Below are 16,683 nucleotides of genomic sequence, written 5' to 3'. Positions count from 1 at the left end.
GCGTCGTTTGCTGAGTTGTCCTGACGCTCCGGAGGGCAATTCACCTTGCGACCCTGCGTGGTCTCTTATATCCCAGAGTCAGAGATGGAGATGTGTATGCAACGGCGCATACGTTGTATGCTTGTGCTGGCCAGTGTTGTACTCGTGGTGCTGGCAAGTCCGGCTGCGGCCGGCGCACAAGCTTCAGGCGGTAATGCGGCCGGATCATTGATCCCGGCTGATTTGCTGTCGGTTCCTGATGGGTTGCCGAACGGTCCGTTGCGCGACTATGGCACTCCGACGAAAGCGCCAGGAAAAACTTGCCCGTTTACGGGAAAGGTTCCGGTTTCGCTTCCTGTGGTGACCTCGCCGGTGGGCACGTCGATTCCCGGTCTGGCCGGACTCGATCTCGCCGAGCCGGCCGTGCCGACGAATGTGTATGGCGAGCTGTGCATGAACGAGTCGACGCTGGCCGCCGCCCGGAACGGGCGTCCGCCCGCGATCCTCGTGCTGGTGCACGGCATCACTTACGGTACTTACTACTGGGACTTCCCTTACCGGCCGGAGACCTATTCGACGGTCGATGACCTGGTCGGCCATGGCTACGCGACGCTGAACCTGGACCGGGTCGGCGACGGGCGGAGCGACCACCCGCTGAGTCCTCTCGTCAATGCGCCCGCGCAGGCCGAGATCGTGCACCAGCTGGTGCGGAAACTGAAGGGCGGACAGCTCGGCGGAGTCAAATTCGATCACGTCGGGCTGGTGGGGCACTCCTACGGCACGGTGATCAACTGGATCGAATCGGCCATGTACAACGATACCGATGTCAACATCGGGACCGGTTACAGCGACCGCGTCAACCCGGTCGCCGCCGGAACGTTCATCGGCATGGCGACCCCGGCGCTGGCCTCCGGGCTGCAGCGGTCGCAGCCGTGGGCAGTCGACCCGGGGTACCTCCAGCCGCTCGACACGGCGCGAGGACTCCCGCAGCTCTACTACAGCGCGAACGCGGACCAGGGTGTCATAGACACGGACCGGCGGCTGGCCAATACGGTGACCGTGGGCGAGGCGGCGACGTTCGTGCCCCGGGAATACGATGGCACGCACAAGAACATCAAGATCCCGACGTTCTCGATTCAGGGCGAGTACGACATCATGACCTGTGGTGACAATGCCGGGGAATGCTCGACCGACGCCACGGAATCCGATGGACCGGCCACGATCGAGCAGAAGTCCGCTCGTTACACCGATTGGCAGTCCCCTGCGATGAACTCGCAGTCCTGCTTCCGAGGAGCGGTCATCCCGGACGCTGCACATAACGTGGCGCTGCACCAGAACGCCCGGCAGTTCCAGCGGCAGGTTGAATTCTTCGCCGACCAGGCCATGGGTGTGCACGGCGAAAACACCGCCCGGTACCGATCGGTCTGTGCGACCAAGGGCCCGGACGTCTTCGACAACCTTCCGGAGCTGTCGCGGCTTGTCCCGCCCTTCCCGGTCTCGCCTCCCCCGCTGAGCGCGATCACGGATCCGATCCTGGGCCTGCTGCCCAAGAACTGAGCACAGGACAAAGCGGTGGGGCCCACGCCGTGGGGCCCCACCGCTTTGTCCTGTATCAGGACGTGGCCGCCGCTCAGGGCCGGCGAATCGCGATCGACGCTCCGAGGTGTACCGCTCCGCCGGCGGTGCCGTCGCAGCCGGCGCAGGAGTGGCCGGCGGCGGAATGGGCGTCCGGGAACAACGGGATCTCGGTGTCCGCGTCCCCGGGCAGGCTGGGGGTGCTCGGCCGGCCGGCTGATTCGAGGGCCAGCAACGCCGCCCCGTAGGCCCCGGTGATCTGCGGATGCGCGGGCACCCGGACCTCCAGCCGGAGCGCGCTCGCCAGGAAGTCCACCGCGGCGGGATTCCGGGCCACACCACCGGTCATGACCACCGGAGCGTGCCGCCCGACCTGGGACACCAGAGCCAGCGTCCGCCCGGCGACCGCGCGGTGCACCGAGGCCGCGATGTCCGCGGTGGGCAGCCCCTGCGCGAGCATCGAGACGATCTCGGTCTCGGCGAAGGTCGCGCACATGCTGCTGACTTCGAGGTCGGCCGTGCCCTGCAACGCCAGCTCGCCCAGGCGCTCGATGTCGCATTCGAGCGCTCGCGCGAGCACCTCGTAGAAGCGGCCGGTGCCGCTCGCGCATCGGTCGTTCATGGCGAAGTCGTTGACCAAGCCGCTCTCGTCGACGGTGATCGCCTTGCTGTCCTGGCCGCCGATGTCGATGATCAGCTTGACGCCGGGGCACATCGCCGCAGTACCCCTGGCGTGACAGGTGATCTCGGTGAAGGTGCGGTGCACGCCGGGCACGAGCTTGCGCCCGTACCCGGTCGACACCGTTCCCGAGAGCTCCGCTTCGCCGATCCCGGCCTCCGCCAGCGCCGAGTCGACGGCCCGCTGCATGCCCGGCCGGCTGACCGCGCCCATCTGGACGACGCTCGTGCCGAGCATCGCGCCGCGGTCGTCGACGACCACGGCCTTCGCGGTGGTCGAGCCCAGGTCGACGCCGAGGTGGTAGCCGGTCATGCGAACGCGCTGAACCCGTCGGGCAGCGCTCCGCGCTCGCGGCGCACGTCGATCGCTTCCAGCATGGCCACGAGCCGGCTCTCCAGGATGCCGTCCTTGTAGAACGACGCGTCCGCGACGTCGCCCTCGAAGAAGATGGACGGGAGGCCGAGCTTGTCCTGCGCGGCCTTGGCCAGCAGCCGCTGTGGTCCGGTGAAGGCGCGGCACGTGCGCGTGGAATGGAACACGAGGCCGTCGAGGTCGTAGTCCTCGCAGTCGCGCAAAGCCAGGTGCTCCAGCGTTTTCACGCCGTGGTTGGTGGGGCAGAGGAGGTAGTGCTGGGCCATGCCCAGGATCGGGTCGCTGGTGTCGATCAGGTGCGGCTCCTGCCAGAACGCGTTCTGGATGTAGCGTCCGGCCAGCACCGCGACGCCGTGCTCGGCGAACTTGCGGGACAGGTAGCCGAGCTTGTTCCAGTTCATGATGCCGTCGAAGTAAAGGCGGTACTTCTCGTCCTTGACCGCGGAGACCCCGTGGTCGATCCGGCCCTGGATTTCGTCGCGCACGTCGGCGAAGTAGTCGACCAGGGCCTGGCTTCCCGGGAGGAAGTTGATCGGCGCGACGCTGGCGATCCAGTCCCAGAAGGTGGCCGGGGCGGGCTTGGCCTTGCACAGGTCAAGGCCTTCCCGGCGAAGCTCGGCGGCCCGTTTGATGTAGGTCATGCTTTCGCTCAGCGCGTCGTAGTCGAACGGGCGGCCGGTCTGGTGCTCGAGGAATCCGATGAGTTCGCGCAGCTGGCTCGCGACGAACTGGGAGGCCTGCTCCCACTCCGCGCCCCGCAGGTAACCGGAATCCGGCTTGTTGCCCCAGAGGAAGGGGTGGGAGATGTTGAAGATCGGGAGCTGCTTGCCGAAGACGCGATAGGAGATCCCGTCCCATTGCTGGCCCGTGCTGCAGCCCGCGTAGTTGTTGACGAAGAAGTCCGGCGCGGGCAGTTTCGCCGCGAGCACCTCCTGGTCGTGCACGCCGACAACGCCGGTCTGGTCGCCTTCGGTGCCTTGCAGCGTCAGTACGGAGCAGCCGAGGTGTGTGCGGGAATACGAGCACAGCTCGGCGTTGTAGCCGTATTCCGCGCCGGCCAGCTGAGCCGGTCCTTCGAGCCGCTGCGCCGCGAGGCGGGCCGCGAACGCCTCGCCGTGGCACCAGGCCAGTCCGGCGGCCTGGAACATCGGGTTGAGCGCGCCGCCGTTGTACCAGACGATCTGCTTGCCTCGCTCACGCGCGGTGAACAGGTCTTCCCAGTAGTCGGCGATCATCTGGCCGCCGACCCGCGTCATGCCGAGCCGGTTGCTCTTGTCCTCGACGGGCTTTTCGATACTTCCCAGCATTTCGGTCGTCTCCCGTGGTTGATGGCTCAGACGTGGACGGGCCGGCGGCGGAGGGTGCGCTCGACCAGCGCTTCGATACGGGTGCGGAAGGATTCCAGCGGCATGCCCTCGTGCTCGGTCTCGAGTTGCAACTGCGGAATGTCCGCCGCATCAAGGGCTTTGCGAAGTTCGGGGTAGTAGAGCATGTGCGGCTCGCAGAACTTCGGCACGAGGTGGATGACCGCTTCGGCGCCGCTGTGCCGGACGGCGTCGAGCAGGTAGGTGTCCCAGTCGGCATCCTGCTGCACCCGGGTCGGGCACGGGATGGTGACGTTGCGCCGCGCGTACCACCCGGCCAGCGCGGCGATCGGATCGCCCTCTTCCGCGACATCCGTGGAGAGGTAACGCTTTCCGTGGTACAGATCGTCGTCGACCACGATCGCCCCGCTGTCTTCGATCACCTCGAGCAGCTCGCGTCGTGGTGCGTGGCAGAGGTGGCCGGAGAGGTGCACGCGCACGCGGTCGTCGCGCTCGGTGCCGTGGAGTCCGGCCAGTGCTTCGAGCAGGAGTGCATGGTGCTCAACGGGATCCATCACCATGCTGGAGACGATGATGTCCTGCAGCTGGACCGGGCTGAGCGCGGCCTCGCCCGCGCTGCGGGTGTCGAGCAGCTGCCGGATCAGGCGTCGGTCGCGGTTGTAGGCTTCGATGCTCCGGCCGAGTTCTTCCCGTCCGACCGGGTTTCCGGTGAACCTTTCGATTTCGGCCTGGATCTCCGCCATCGTCTCCGTGACCTTGGCGGGGGCCCACGAGTCGTTCATCGACGAGTTCAGCATGCCGAGGAAAACGGTGGTGTCCGGCCTGAGGGTCCGGGCGATCTCCGTGGCGCCGATCAGCTGGATGCAGTGGTCGGCGCTGAACACGGCGTCGTAGACGTCGAACCGGCCGGTCGCCACCTGGTCGGCCAGGTTGCGCGTGTACCCGCAGTAGAACTCGGCCAGCAGCGCCCGGCCTTCGGTGATCGGCTCCTGGTCGTCCTGCACGATCACCGGCAGCGCGCCGGCCGCGTGCGCGAGCTCCCGCGGAAAGTTCATCGGCAGGATGGCGAGCACGGCGCCGCCGGGGTGCCCGGCCCGCCATCGCCCGATGTAGGCGCGCGGATCGCGGGCCACGCCGACCAGTCGTTCCATGGCCTCGGAAGGCGTGTCGGTCATGAGTGTGGTTCCTCTCCTGGGCTTGGTCAGATACTCTACGCGTCGTGTAACTGAGACACAATGTACGTAGTGAGTCTGCAGGATCGCCTAGGAGGCCGTTTTGTCGCCGATCGTCAACCGCTACACCCGCCTCGTCGGTATCGAGCACCCGATCGTCCAGGAGGGACTGGGGCCGTTCCGTACTCCGAAGCTCGCCGCCGCCGTGTCCGAAGCGGGCGGCCTCGGCACTGTGTCGATGCCGGGCATGCCCGAGGACATCGCGGCAGGCGCGCGCACCTTCCGCGCCCACATCGAAGAGTGCGCCTCGCTCACGGACCGGCCGTTCGCGGTGAACATCCCGGTCGGAGTCGACAGCAAAGGGAAGGTGCTCCCGTTCACTGACGCGTATATCCGGACGGCGCTCGAAGTCAGGGAAGCCGATCCGGCGATCGCGCGGCGGCTGCGCGTGCTGACGACCTCGGCCGGCTTCCCCGGTCCTTACGTCGCCGCGATCAAGGACGCGGGCCTGGTGCACCAGCACAAGGTGGGTTCGACGCGGCAGGCGGTCAAAGCCGCGGCGGCGGGCGTGGACGTCGTGATCGCGGCGGGGTTCGAGATGGGCGGCCACGCCCCGAGCAAGGCGGTGCACACGTTTGTCCTCCTCCCGAACGTCACCGAAGCGGTTGACGTGCCGGTGCTGCTGACCGGCGGGGCCCGGGACGCCCGCGGGCTCGCCGCCGCCCTCGCGCTCGGCGCCGAGGGGGTCGCCATGGGGACGCGTTTCATCACCAGTACCGCCAACTCCGACTGGCATCCCGCGTATATCCAGGCACTGCTGGACGCGGAAGAGGGTGACGATGTCGCGTTCGACGGCGTGTACGGCCCTTGCCGCGGCCTGCGGAACGCGGCGTCCCGGCGGCTGACCGAGGCGGCCGGGCCGCACAGCGGCGCCGAGGAGGTGGACCAGGTCGAGCTGACCCGGTGGAAGATCGAGTCGATGCAGCGGGCGCAGACCGAGGGTGATGTCACGGACAGCCTGGTCATGACCGGGCAGGTGGCGGCCGCGATCCACGACCTCGTGGACGTCGCCGAGTTCGTCCCCCGGATGGCGGCCGAGGCGGCCGAAATTCTGCGGTCCCTGGCGGCGCGGCTCGGGAGCGTCACGGTGTAATGGTATGTTTGGTCAGGCCATTTGGAGAGCTGGCTTCCCCGGCCGGGGCCGGGGAGAGGGGCAGCAGCATGACAACGAGCCCGGGCCAGGACGAACCGGCCCTCGAAGTCGGCGTGGCGTTGAACGACGAGCTGCTCATCGCCGACGGGGCGAAGCGCCGCGGGATCCTGAACCACATCGCCGAAACCGGGCTGGGGCACGTCACGGTCGGCGACCACATCAGCTTCCACGGCGGTGCGGGGTTCGACGGGATGGTCGCCGCGACGTCGATCCTGGCCGGGCACGATTCGCTGCGCGCCGTCCTCGGCGTCTACCAGCTGGCGCTGCGCCATCCCATGGTGGCCGCGCGCCAAGTGGCCACGCTGTCCCAGATCGCGCCCGGACGTCTGGTGCTCGGGGCCGGCGTCGGCGGCGAGGACCGCGGCGAGGTCGCGAACGCAGGGATCGACCCGGCCACGCGCGGCCGCCGGCTGGACGAGAGCCTGGGTGTGCTGCGGCGCCTGGCCGGCGGTGAGCCGATCGAGCACGAGGGCGAGTTCTTCCGCCTGCGGGACGCGCGGATCCTGCCCGCGCCGGCGCCGCGAGTGCCGATCGTGATCGGCGGCTCCGGTGACGTGGCGGTGCGGCGCACGGCTGAACACGGTGATGGCTGGATGGGGATCTTCTGCTCGGCCAGGCGATTCGGCGAGACGGTCGAGAAGATCCGGGCGGCCGCGGCGGAACGGGATCGTCAGGTTTCCTGGTTCGGCCTCAGCATGTGGGTGGGCCTGGGCCGTGACGACCTGACGGCCCGGCGGCTGCTCGGCGAGCGGATGCAGTCGCTGTACAACCTTCCTCCGGAGAAGTTCCGGCACCTCACCGCGGCCGGGACGCCCGCCACGGTCGCCGCGGCGTTGAAGCCGTACGTCGCCGCGGGCGCCCGGCACTTGACCCTGGTGGTCGCCGCCGAGTCGGTGCACGACGGGATCGAGATGGCCGGGGAGGTCCGGAGCCGGCTGGACACCTCCGGTGGACGGGGCTGAATCCGATGCGTGCGGCGGTTCAACGACGATACGGCGGGCCGGACGTGCTCGAGACGGCCGAGGTGCCCGACCCCGGGCCGGACCGGGACCACGCGGTGATCGAGCTGCGCGCGGCCGCGCTCAACTGGCATGACGTCCTGGTCCGTCGCGGGCAATACAGCTCTCCCTTGCCCCATGTCCCGGGTGCCGATGGGGCGGGCATCAACGTCGAGACCGGCGCCGAGGTGCTGGTGCTCCCTTCGCTTCGGTGGGGTGACGACGAGTCGGCGCCGGGCCCGGACTGGGAAATCCTCGGGGACCGGCGGCACGGCACCTACGCGGAGAAAGTGCGTGTGCCGCGCGATTGCGTCTTCCCGAAACCGCCCGCCCTGACGTGGGCCGAAGCGGCCGCGTTGCCGCTCGTGGGCCTGACCACGTATCGCGCCCTGTTCGCCAGGGGACGGCTTCGCGCCGGTGAGTCGTTGCTGGTGCTCGGTGCGGGCGGCGGAGTGGCGACGATGGCGGTCTCTCTCGCGTCGGCGGCCGGCGCCCGCGTCGTGGTGACCACCTCGGCTGAGGCCAAGATCGCCGGCGCGTGCGAACTCGGTGCGGTGGGCGGGGTTCGTTACGACCAGCCGGGATGGGTTGAGGCTGCCATCGCGCTGTCACCCCAACGGCGGGGGTTCGACGTTGTCCTCGACCCGGTCGGCTCCTGGGCCGACGCGCTCGCCGCCCTGCGCCCGGGCGGACGGCTGGTGGTGCTCGGTGCTTCGCGGGCCGAGGCGGCCACGCTCGCCGTCCGCCCGTACTACTTCGGGCAGTACGACCTGCTCGGCACGACGATGGGCAGCCCCCGCGATTTCGAAGGCCTGCTGCGGTTGCGGGCGGAGCACGAGGTCCCGCCGCCGGTGATCGACCGGGTCTTCCCGTTGGCCCAGGCGGCGAACGCGCACGAATACCTCGAAAGCGGCCGGGGCTTCGGAAAAATCGTGCTCAGTACCGAGGCGGAAGGGATCGTGTGATGAACGAGGCGGGGGCGAAGGATCTTGTCCGTCAGGAACTCGACGACTACGGCGTGGCGTACCTGACGCTGGACTCTCCGGCCACCCGCAACGCCTTGAGCGAGGCGATGCTCGACGAGTTGCTGGCCGCGCTCGAGTCGGCGAAGGAGGACGAGCGCGTTCGCGTCGTCGTCCTGGCTTCCTCGCACGACAAGGTGTTCTCGGCCGGCGGCGACCTGAAGTCCTTCGCCGGTGACACGGCCACAATCACGAAGTACCGGGGCCTGGACCGGTTCCCGCGTCTCTACCAGGCCATCGGGGGCCTGGGGAAGCCGGTCATCTGCGCCGCCGGCGGTGACGTCCTCGCCGGGGCGTTCGGCGTGGCCCTCGCCTGCGACCTGGTGATCGCCAGGGAAGGCGTGCGGTTCGGGTGCCCCGAGATCAACGTGGGCGTCTTCCCGTTCATGATCTCCAGCCTGATCTACCGCAATGTCGACCGGCTGAAGGCCAACGAGCTCATGATGCTCGGCGAGCCGATCGACACCACGGAAGCCTTGCGGCTCAACATCGTCAACGCGGTGGTCCCGGCCGATCGCTTCGACGACGAGGTCCGGGCGTGGGCGCGCAAGGTCGCCGGCAAGTCCCCGTTGCTCATGCGCATGGGCAAGGACGCCATCAACGCCACCCGGGACCTGAGCCTGCCGGACGCCCTGGAGGCGTTGCGTTCCCAGCTCGCCCTCGCCTTCACCACCGAGGACGTCGTCGAAGGGGTGGCGGCTTTCCGGGAGAAGCGAAAGCCCGCCTGGAAGCTGCGCTGAGGCCGGCCCTCCCTGCCCGTCCGGAGTCATTGATTCAACGGTCAGACCATTGTATGGTCGTACCAGTATTCTCGGCTGGAGGGCGGTAGGCTCGCATGGACGCGAAGCTCGCGACGGTCCACGATCGTTACAGCGCCACGGAGATCGCCGCCTACTACGACGCGGGGCTCTGGGAGCCGACGAGCTTCACGGAGCTGGCGGCCCAGCAGGCCTCGGCTTACCCCGACCGGCCGTTCCTGGTCGATTCGACGTCGTCGGTGACCTTCGCCGAGTTCCGGGACCGGGCGCTGCGGCTCGCGGCCGGCTTCCGGCGGTCGGGCCTCAGTCGCGGCGATCGCGTGGCGGTGCAGCTGCCGAACTGGACCGAATTCCCGGTGCTGGCCGCGGCCCTCTCGCGCATCGGCGCGATTCTCGTGCCGATCATGCCCATTTACCGGGCGGACGAGGTCGCTTACGTCCTGCGGCATTCGGGCGCGGTCGCGGCCGTGACCTGCGGGGAGTTCCGCAAGTTCGATCATCTCGGGATGTTCGCGGGACTACGGCGGGAAGTTCCGGGCCTGCGGCAGGTCTACGTCGTGCGGCCGGACCGCGAGCTGGACCCGGCGGCCGCCACGCCGTTGTCGGATCTCGTCGCCGAGGGGAGCATCGAGGCGCTGGAGGCGGAAGCGGGCCCCGACAGCTCACCGGATGACGGATTCCTGATCGTCTACACGTCGGGAACGACCTCGCGGCCCAAAGGCTGCTTTCACACGTTCAACACCCTGCGCGCGAGCGCCGCGGCGATCGCCAAGGGGCTCCGGTACGACGAGCGGGACGTCCAATTCGGACCGTCGCCGATCACCCACAGCACGGGACTGGTCACCAGCGTGGTGCTGCCGCTGCTGAAGGGCGCGACCTCGTGCCTGATGGAGGTGTTCGAGCCGGACGCGGCGCTGCGGTGGATCGAGCAGTACGGCTGCACCGCGGCCGTGACCGCGACCCCGTTCCTGCAGATGCTGATGTCGGCCTACGACCCGGAAAAGCACGACGCGAGCAGCCTCCGGTTCTGGGTGTGCGCCGGTTCGCCCATTCCGGGCGCGGTCATCGCGAAGGCGAGCGAGCTGTTCTCGGGATGCCGGACACTCAGCCTCTACGGGCGGTCCGAGAACATGCTGACCACGATGTGCACCGCCGCCGACCCGGCCGGGCGGGCGGCGAATTCGGACGGCGCCGCGGTGGCGGGCGCGCAGGTCGAGGTCGTCGACCCGGACGGGCGCGAGGTCCCTCGCGGGGAGGAAGGCGACATCGCCTACCGCGGGCCGAGCCACATGTTGGAGTACTTCCGCGACGAAGCCCAGACCGAAGCCTTGTTCACCCCGGAAGGGTTCTCCCGCTCGGGAGACCTCGGGCGGATGGACTCCGAGGGCTACGTCCGCGTCACCGGCCGGCTCAAGGACATCGTCATCAGGGGTGGCATGAACATCAGCGCGCGGGAGGTCGAGGACCACCTCATCGACCATCCCGGCATCGCCGGTGTCGCGGTCGTCGGGATGCCGGACGAGCGGCTCGGCGAAAAGGTGTGCGCCTACGTCACCCCGGCCGGGCCGGGCCCCGGGCCGGGCCCCGGGCCGACGCTGCGGGAGATCACCGATTTCCTCCGGGCGCGGCACGTCGCCGCGCAGAAGCTGCCCGAGTGGCTCGAAGTGGTGCCCGAGCTGCCGATGACGGCCACGGGAAAAGTGAAGAAGCACGAGCTCCGGGAAGACATCAGGAAGAAGCGGGCTTCGGCTTGAGGCCGGGGGAGCCCTCCTTCAGCCCGAGCAGGCCGGTGGCGGTGAGGGCGCGGAGAGTCTCCTCGACTCCGGTGGACTGCGCGGTGCGCCGCGGCCAGCTCGAGACCGAGAAGACCATGCCGAGGATCGCCTGGGCGGCCACGGGAACCCGGTGGCCGGCGTCCGGGTAGCAGCCGCTCAGCAGCTCTTCCCAGCGCGCCGTGTACTGGCTCCGGCGGCGGTCGAACGGGCGGCGCCACGGGTCCGCCAGCGAGCGCACGTCGCGCTGGTAGAGGTTGACCAGCTCGCGGTGCTCGACGGCGAAGGTGATGTGGTGGCGGACGGCGCGGTCGAGGTCCTGCTCGGGATCCCCGTGGACGGGCACCGTCGCGCTGACGAGCTCGTCCAGCGCCTCGTTCAGCAAGGTGGCGAGGATTTCGTCCTTGCCGGAGAAATGCCGGTACAGCGACGGGCCGCTGAGCCCCGCCCGTTTCCCGATCTCATCGACCCCGACGCCGTGGAAGCCCTTTTCGTAGAAGGCTTCGGTGGCGGCTTCGAGAATCCTGCGCTCCCTGTCCACCCGGCGCAGCTTACCAGGTTCCGGAACGTTCGTTCACCGGTCTGCGTTCCAACTGGCGGTTTCGCCTCGGGACGACGGCCCGGTTGTCGATTAGGTCTGACCATTGTAGCCTTTGAGGGAGCGGTGTCACTGGCGAAGCCGCGGCGATCGGCGAAGGGCGGGGAGATGGACCTGAGCGATACTCCCGAGGAGGGCCGATTCCGGGCGGGGGCGCGGAAGTTCCTCGAGGAGAGCCTCCCGCGGCTCGGCTGGCCGCAGCCGGACGACCTGGCCGACCGGGTCCCGTTCTGGCAGCAGTGGCAGCGAATGGTCTTCGAGGCGGGTTATGCCGGGCTCACCTGGCCGAAGGAGTACGGGGGACAGGGCCTCGACGAGCGGTTGCGCGCCGTTTTCGGCGAGGAGAACGACCGCGCCGGGGCGCCGGAGCGGCTCAACATCATCGGTGAGGACTTTGGCGGGCCGACCATCGTGCACTTCGGCACCGACGAGCAGAAGGCGCGGTACCTGCGTCCGATCCTCACCGGCGAGGAGATCTGGTGCCAGCTGTTCTCCGAGCCCGAAGCCGGCTCCGACCTGGCGGCCCTGCGCACCCGGGCGACGAAGGTCGAAGGCGGCTGGAGCATTTCGGGACAGAAGATCTGGACCAGCCGCGCCCAGATCGCGGCCCACGCCATCCTGCTCGCCCGCACCGGCGGCGGCGAGCGCCATCGGGGGATCACGTTTTTCCTGCTGCCGATGGACAGCGAGGGCGTCACCGTCCGCCCGCTGGCCCACATGCTCGGGGAGGCCGAGTTCAACGAGGTCTTCCTGGACGAGGTGTTCGTCCCCGATGCCGCGGTCGTCGGCGAGGTCGACGGCGGGTGGAAAGTCGCGATGGGCACGCTCGGTTTCGAGCGCGTGGCGATCGCGACCGGCCGGGTGAACACCACCAAGGCCGTCGGCGACATCATCGAGGACATCCGCGGGCGCAAGGACGCGGCGGGACGGCCCCTCGGCGCCGATCCCCTGGTGCGGCAGCAGGTCGCCGATCTGTGGTCGAGGGCGCTGGTGCACCGCACGATCAGCCAGCGCGTGGTCAGCGGCGCCGCCTCCGACGGCCCGCCGGGGCCGGTCACCTCCATCGGCAAGCTCTACTTCTGCCCGCTGGTCGAGGACCTGGCGGACTTCCGGCTGTCGCTCGAGCCGTTCGGCGGCCAGTTCGGGCTCGACGACGAGCTGAACGAGACGCGGTCCTGGCTCCGGCTGGCCAATCAGGCCCGCGGCACCGCCATCGCGGGCGGGTCGACCTTCATCCAGCGCAACATCGTGGCCGAGCGCATCCTCGGCCTGCCCAGGAGCTGACATGACCACGGAGCATCCCTACGTCTGGCGCCCGACCGCGGACTACCTCGAAAACAGCAATGTCGCCCGGCTGATGCGGGCCTTCGGCGTGACGACCGCGGACGAGCTGCGCGCCCGGTCGGTCGACGACATCGCCACGTTCTGGCGGGCCGTGGTCGACGACCTCGGCCTGCCGTTCCACTCGCCGTATTCGGCCGTCGTGGACACCAGCCGCGGCATCGCGTACCCGGACTGGTTCGTCGGCGGCGGGCTGAACGTCGCGGAGGCGTGTCTCGGACGCTGGGCGCGGGAGACCCCGGATACGCCCGCCGTGGTGCACGAGGCCGAGGACGGCACCGTGCGCCGGCTGTCCTTCGCCGAGCTCGACGAGCAGGTTGCCGCGGTGCGCGCGGGTCTGCGCGCCCGTGGCCTCGGGCGTGGGGACGCGGTCGCGCTCTATCTGCCGATGACTCCGGAAGCAGTGGTGGCGACGTACGCGATCGCGAGCATCGGAGCGGTGGCCGTCCCGTTGTTCAGCGGGTTCGCGACAACGGCGATCGCGTCGCGGTTGCAGGACGCGGAGGTCCGCGCGGTGATCACGGCCGACGCGACGGTGCGCCGGGGCCGGACCGTCCGGATGCTGCCGCAACTGGCCGCCGCGCTGGAATCGTGCCCGCGGGTGGAGCACGTGATCGTGGTGCCGAACGTGGCCGGTGACCTCGAACTCACCGGCGGCCAGGTCGCGTGGTCGGAGCTGCTGGCCACCGAGCCCGACCGCGAGGTGGAGCCGACGTCCACTTCGGACATACTGCTGCTCGCGTACACCTCCGGTACCACGGGACGCCCGAAAGGGGCGGTGCACACGCACGCCGGCTTTCTCGCGAAGGTCGCGATGGAAGTCGCCTACGCCTTCGACATCAAGCCGGGCCGCACGTTCTGCTGGATCACCGACATGGGCTGGATCATGGGCCCGCTGTCCATCCTGGGAACGCACGCCTGCGGCGGCACGCTGCTGCTCTACGAGGGCTCGCCGGACGTCCCGGACGCGCAACGGTTGTGGCGGCTGGCCGAAGCGCACGGGGTGAGCATGTTCGGCGTGTCTCCGACGCTGATCCGGGCCTTGCGCGCGGCGGATGTCCTGCCCAGCGCGGATCTTTCGTCCGTGCGCATCCTCGGTTCGACGGGCGAGCCGTGGGATCCGGAATCCTACGAATGGCTCGCGCGGGACGTTTTCGGCTCACGCGTGCCGATCATCAACTTCTCCGGCGGGACCGAAGTGGGGGGCTCGTTCCTGTGCCCTTACCCGGTCGAGGAGATCACCAGCTGCTCGCTCGGCGGGCCCGCCCTCGGCATGGACGTCGACGTGGTCGACGACGAAGCCCGGCCGTTGCGCGGCCGGGTGGGCGAACTCGTGTGCCGGCAGCCGTGGCCGGCCATGACCCGCGGGATCTGGCACGACGACCGGCAGTACCGGGAAGCGTATTGGTCGACCTTCGAGGGAATGTGGCGGCACGGGGACTACGCGCTGGTCGACGAGCGGGGCGACTGGTTCATCCTCGGCCGATCCGACGACGTGATGAACGTGGCGGGCAAGCGGGTCGCGCCGGCGGAGATCGAGTCCGTGGTCGGCCAGGACCCCGCCGTGGCGGAGTCCGCAGTGGTCGGCGTGCCGGACCCGGCCAAAGGTGAGGCGGTGTGGGTCTTCTGGGTCGGCAGGCCGGGCGCGGACACCGACCCCGAGGACGTCGCGCGGCGGCTCCGCGCCCGCGTTGCGGAAGAGGTCGGCAAACCCTTCGCGCCCAGCCGGATCGTCCGGGTGGCGCAGCTGCCCAAGACCCGGTCGGCGAAGATCATGCGCCGGGCGATCCGCGCCGCGGTGCTGGACCAGGACCCCGGGGACCTCTCCGGCGCCGAGAACCCGCAGGCGATCGAGGAAATCGCCGCCCAGCTCAAGGGGCTGCGGTGAGCGCCGCGTCAGCCGTCCTGGACGTCGACGTCGGCGCGTTCTTCGACCTTGAGCACGGCCTCGGCGTAGGTGTGCACGTGCCGGGTCATCCTGCGCACGGCGGCGTTGGGGTCCTGGGCGCGGATGGCCGCGGTGACCGAGCGGTGGGCGCGGACCGTGGTGGCCCGGACCTCCGTGTCCACGAACTGCGTGTTCCGGGTGGACGCGTAGATCGCCCGCGACAGGGCCAGCATGAACCCCGTCAGCAGCTCGTTGTGACTGGCCATCGCGACGCCCACATGCCAGTCGATGTTGGCCTGCAGGAAGGCATCGAGGTCCCCGGCGGCGGCGAGGTCGTCGTTCGCGACCTCGAGGCGGTCCAGATCCTCTTCGGTGCGAGCGCTCGCGGCCAGGCGCGCGCACGCGGGCTCGATCGCCTCGCGCGTTTCGAGCAGCGCCGGGATGCGGATCTTGCGCCCGCGGATCATGAGGTTGACCGACTGGGCGACCGATTCTTCGCCCGGGTGCTCGACGAAGGCGCCACCGGCGCGGCCGGTCTTGACCCGCACCAGCCCCTGCACCTCCAGGATGCGGAGCGCTTCCCGGACGGTGGTGCGGCTCATCCCCGTCTGGGTGACGAGCTCGCGTTCGGGTGGCAGCGCGGTTCCTTCGGTGAACTCGCCGCGGAGGATGCGTTCACGCAGGTCGTTCGCGAGTACGTCCGAGGCCTTGGGCACCTGCATCGGTGACAACCGCACAGGATTCCGGATCGTCCCGTTCGTCGTATTCGCTGGCTCTGCCATCTCACGTCCCGTTCCACGAAATTGGTCGTACCTAAAGTACCAGTGATCCCGTCCCGGTCACCGGAGCCGCCGGGGCGACGAGAGGATTGTTCATGGAGTGGAAACTTTCCGACGAGCAGATCACCTATCAGGAGACGCTGCGCGGTTGGTTGTCCGACACGGCTTCGGCCGCCACCGTGCGCGCTTGGCTCGACGAAGGCGACGAGCGGACTTTCGAAGCGCAGTTCGTCCGTGACGGCTGGTCCGGGGTGGGGATCCCCGAGGCGCTCGGAGGCCAGGGCGGGGGCCTCGTGGAGCTGGCGCTCACCGCGGAGGAGCTGGCCCGCGCGGCGGTCCCGTCGGCGGCCTGGCTGGCCACCGCGCTCGCGGTGCCGGCGTTGGCGGACCGGCCGGACGCGGCCGAAAAGGCGTTCGCCGGGAAGGCGGTCACGCTGCTGGTGCCCGCGGACGAAGTGCCGGATTCGGGGCCGGTGCTCGCGATGGACTCCGAGGGCCGGCTCAGCGGGAGCGTGCCACGCGTGCTGGCCGGCTCGCGAGTGGACTCGTTCGTGGCCGTGGTGCGGGAAGGTGACCACCGCGCAGTTCGGTTGGTGCGGGCCGAGGACGTCGAGAAGTCCGCGCGCCGCCTGCTCGACCGCAGCCGCTCGGTGGCCGACGTCCGCCTCGATGCGGTTCCGTCGGAGCCGCTGCCGGTGGAGGGAGAGGCGTTCCTGCGTGAGTACGCCGCCCGCGCCGCGGTGCTGGTCGCGGCCGACTCGCTGGGCGCGGCGGAACGGATGCTCGCCCTTGCCGTCGACTACAGCAAGCAGCGCCGCCAGTTCGGCGTGCCGATCGGGTCGTTCCAGGCGGTCAAACACGCGGCGGCGACCATCCTGGTCGGGACCGAAGCCGGGCGCTCGGTGCTCTACTACGCGGCGGCGACGGTGGACGCCGGCGAGCCCGGCTGCGGGCTGCACGCGGCCGCGGCCAAGGCGCAGATCACCGCGGAAAGCGCTCGCGCGGCGGACAGCGCGCTGACCGTGCACGGCGCGATCGGCTACACCTGGGAGCACGACCTCCACCTGTTTTCCAAGCGCGCCAAGCTCGACGAGTACCTGTTCGGCACCCCGGCCCAGTGGAACGAGCGGATCGCGGACGGTTTGCGGCTGGTGTGACGCACTGGTCTGACCGGATCTGTCTTTTGGTCAGTCCTTTTGTTAGAATCAGACC

14 protein-coding genes are annotated in these 16,683 nt (G+C 69.4%); 9 read left to right on the top strand and 5 right to left on the bottom strand.

Features of this window, described 5'->3' with window-relative positions; genetic code table 11:
- Window positions 1-117 precede the first annotated feature (117 nt).
- Window positions 118-1,536: an alpha/beta hydrolase gene (locus tag OG943_RS19455; RefSeq protein WP_328611207.1), complete on the top strand. Its 1,419-nt coding sequence runs from the start codon at window positions 118-120 to the stop codon at window positions 1,534-1,536.
- 73 nt (window positions 1,537-1,609) lie between these two features.
- Here the strand turns inward: OG943_RS19455 and OG943_RS19450 are convergent, their stop codons facing one another.
- The 3 genes from OG943_RS19450 to OG943_RS19440 are packed head-to-tail and all read right to left on the bottom strand — an operon-like array spanning window position 1,610 to window position 5,105.
- Window positions 1,610-2,545 (bottom strand): acyl-CoA dehydratase activase, encoded by a 936-nt coding sequence (locus OG943_RS19450; protein ID WP_328611206.1) that lies wholly within the window; start codon window positions 2,543-2,545, stop codon window positions 1,610-1,612.
- A complete protein-coding gene (locus OG943_RS19445) occupies window positions 2,542-3,912 on the bottom strand; it encodes a 2-hydroxyacyl-CoA dehydratase subunit D (RefSeq protein WP_328611205.1) in 1,371 nt (456 codons plus the stop codon). Before OG943_RS19445 ends, OG943_RS19450 begins: the two co-directional genes overlap by 4 nt.
- Before the next feature lie 26 nt (window positions 3,913-3,938).
- Window positions 3,939-5,105, bottom strand: coding sequence for a 2-hydroxyacyl-CoA dehydratase subunit D (locus OG943_RS19440; protein WP_328611204.1), 1,167 nt, complete (start codon window positions 5,103-5,105; stop codon window positions 3,939-3,941).
- 100 nt (window positions 5,106-5,205) lie between these two features.
- Between OG943_RS19440 and OG943_RS19435 the strand changes: the two genes are divergently transcribed.
- The 5 genes from OG943_RS19435 (at window position 5,206) to OG943_RS19415 (ending at window position 10,847) form a co-directional block, all read left to right on the top strand.
- A complete protein-coding gene (locus tag OG943_RS19435) occupies window positions 5,206-6,255 on the top strand; it encodes an NAD(P)H-dependent flavin oxidoreductase (RefSeq protein ID WP_328611203.1) in 1,050 nt (349 codons plus the stop codon).
- 68 nt (window positions 6,256-6,323) lie between these two features.
- Complete coding sequence (locus OG943_RS19430) at window positions 6,324-7,277, top strand: LLM class flavin-dependent oxidoreductase (protein WP_328611202.1); 954 nt, start codon at window positions 6,324-6,326, stop codon at window positions 7,275-7,277.
- A 5-nt stretch (window positions 7,278-7,282) separates the two neighbouring features.
- The gene (locus OG943_RS19425; RefSeq protein WP_328611201.1) at window positions 7,283-8,278 is read left to right on the top strand and encodes a zinc-binding dehydrogenase; all 996 of its coding nucleotides are present in this window, start codon (window positions 7,283-7,285) and stop codon (window positions 8,276-8,278) included.
- On the top strand, window positions 8,278-9,075 hold the full coding sequence (locus OG943_RS19420) for an enoyl-CoA hydratase/isomerase family protein (RefSeq protein ID WP_328611200.1): 798 nt from the start codon (window positions 8,278-8,280) through the stop codon (window positions 9,073-9,075). Before OG943_RS19425 ends, OG943_RS19420 begins: the two co-directional genes overlap by 1 nt.
- Before the next feature lie 95 nt (window positions 9,076-9,170).
- Window positions 9,171-10,847, top strand: coding sequence for an AMP-binding protein (locus tag OG943_RS19415; RefSeq protein ID WP_328611199.1), 1,677 nt, complete (start codon window positions 9,171-9,173; stop codon window positions 10,845-10,847).
- On the opposite strand, the gene OG943_RS19410 is transcribed toward OG943_RS19415, so the two are convergent.
- The gene (locus OG943_RS19410; RefSeq protein WP_328611198.1) at window positions 10,822-11,406 is read right to left on the bottom strand and encodes a TetR/AcrR family transcriptional regulator; all 585 of its coding nucleotides are present in this window, start codon (window positions 11,404-11,406) and stop codon (window positions 10,822-10,824) included. The genes OG943_RS19415 and OG943_RS19410 overlap by 26 nt on opposite strands.
- Before the next feature lie 123 nt (window positions 11,407-11,529).
- Here OG943_RS19410 and OG943_RS19405 point away from each other — a divergent pair, with 123 nt between their 5' ends.
- On the top strand, window positions 11,530-12,747 hold the full coding sequence (locus tag OG943_RS19405; protein WP_328611197.1) for an acyl-CoA dehydrogenase family protein: 1,218 nt from the start codon (window positions 11,530-11,532) through the stop codon (window positions 12,745-12,747).
- 1 nt (window position 12,748) lies between these two features.
- Window positions 12,749-14,692 carry an AMP-binding protein gene (locus OG943_RS19400; protein WP_328611196.1) on the top strand — a complete coding sequence of 648 codons (1,944 nt, stop codon included), beginning with the start codon at window positions 12,749-12,751 and terminating at the stop codon, window positions 14,690-14,692.
- 8 nt (window positions 14,693-14,700) lie between these two features.
- Here the strand turns inward: OG943_RS19400 and OG943_RS19395 are convergent, their stop codons facing one another.
- The gene (locus OG943_RS19395) at window positions 14,701-15,414 is read right to left on the bottom strand and encodes a FadR/GntR family transcriptional regulator (RefSeq protein ID WP_328611195.1); all 714 of its coding nucleotides are present in this window, start codon (window positions 15,412-15,414) and stop codon (window positions 14,701-14,703) included.
- 152 nt (window positions 15,415-15,566) lie between these two features.
- Between OG943_RS19395 and OG943_RS19390 the strand changes: the two genes are divergently transcribed.
- Complete coding sequence (locus OG943_RS19390) at window positions 15,567-16,628, top strand: acyl-CoA dehydrogenase family protein (RefSeq protein WP_328611194.1); 1,062 nt, start codon at window positions 15,567-15,569, stop codon at window positions 16,626-16,628.
- Window positions 16,629-16,683 lie beyond the last annotated feature (55 nt).

Source organism: Amycolatopsis sp. NBC_00345 (assembly GCF_036116635.1).
Lineage (GTDB): Bacteria > Actinomycetota > Actinomycetes > Mycobacteriales > Pseudonocardiaceae > Amycolatopsis.
The sequence above is the reverse complement of the archived record's forward strand: the minus strand, read 5'-3'. Positions and strand labels throughout refer to the sequence as shown.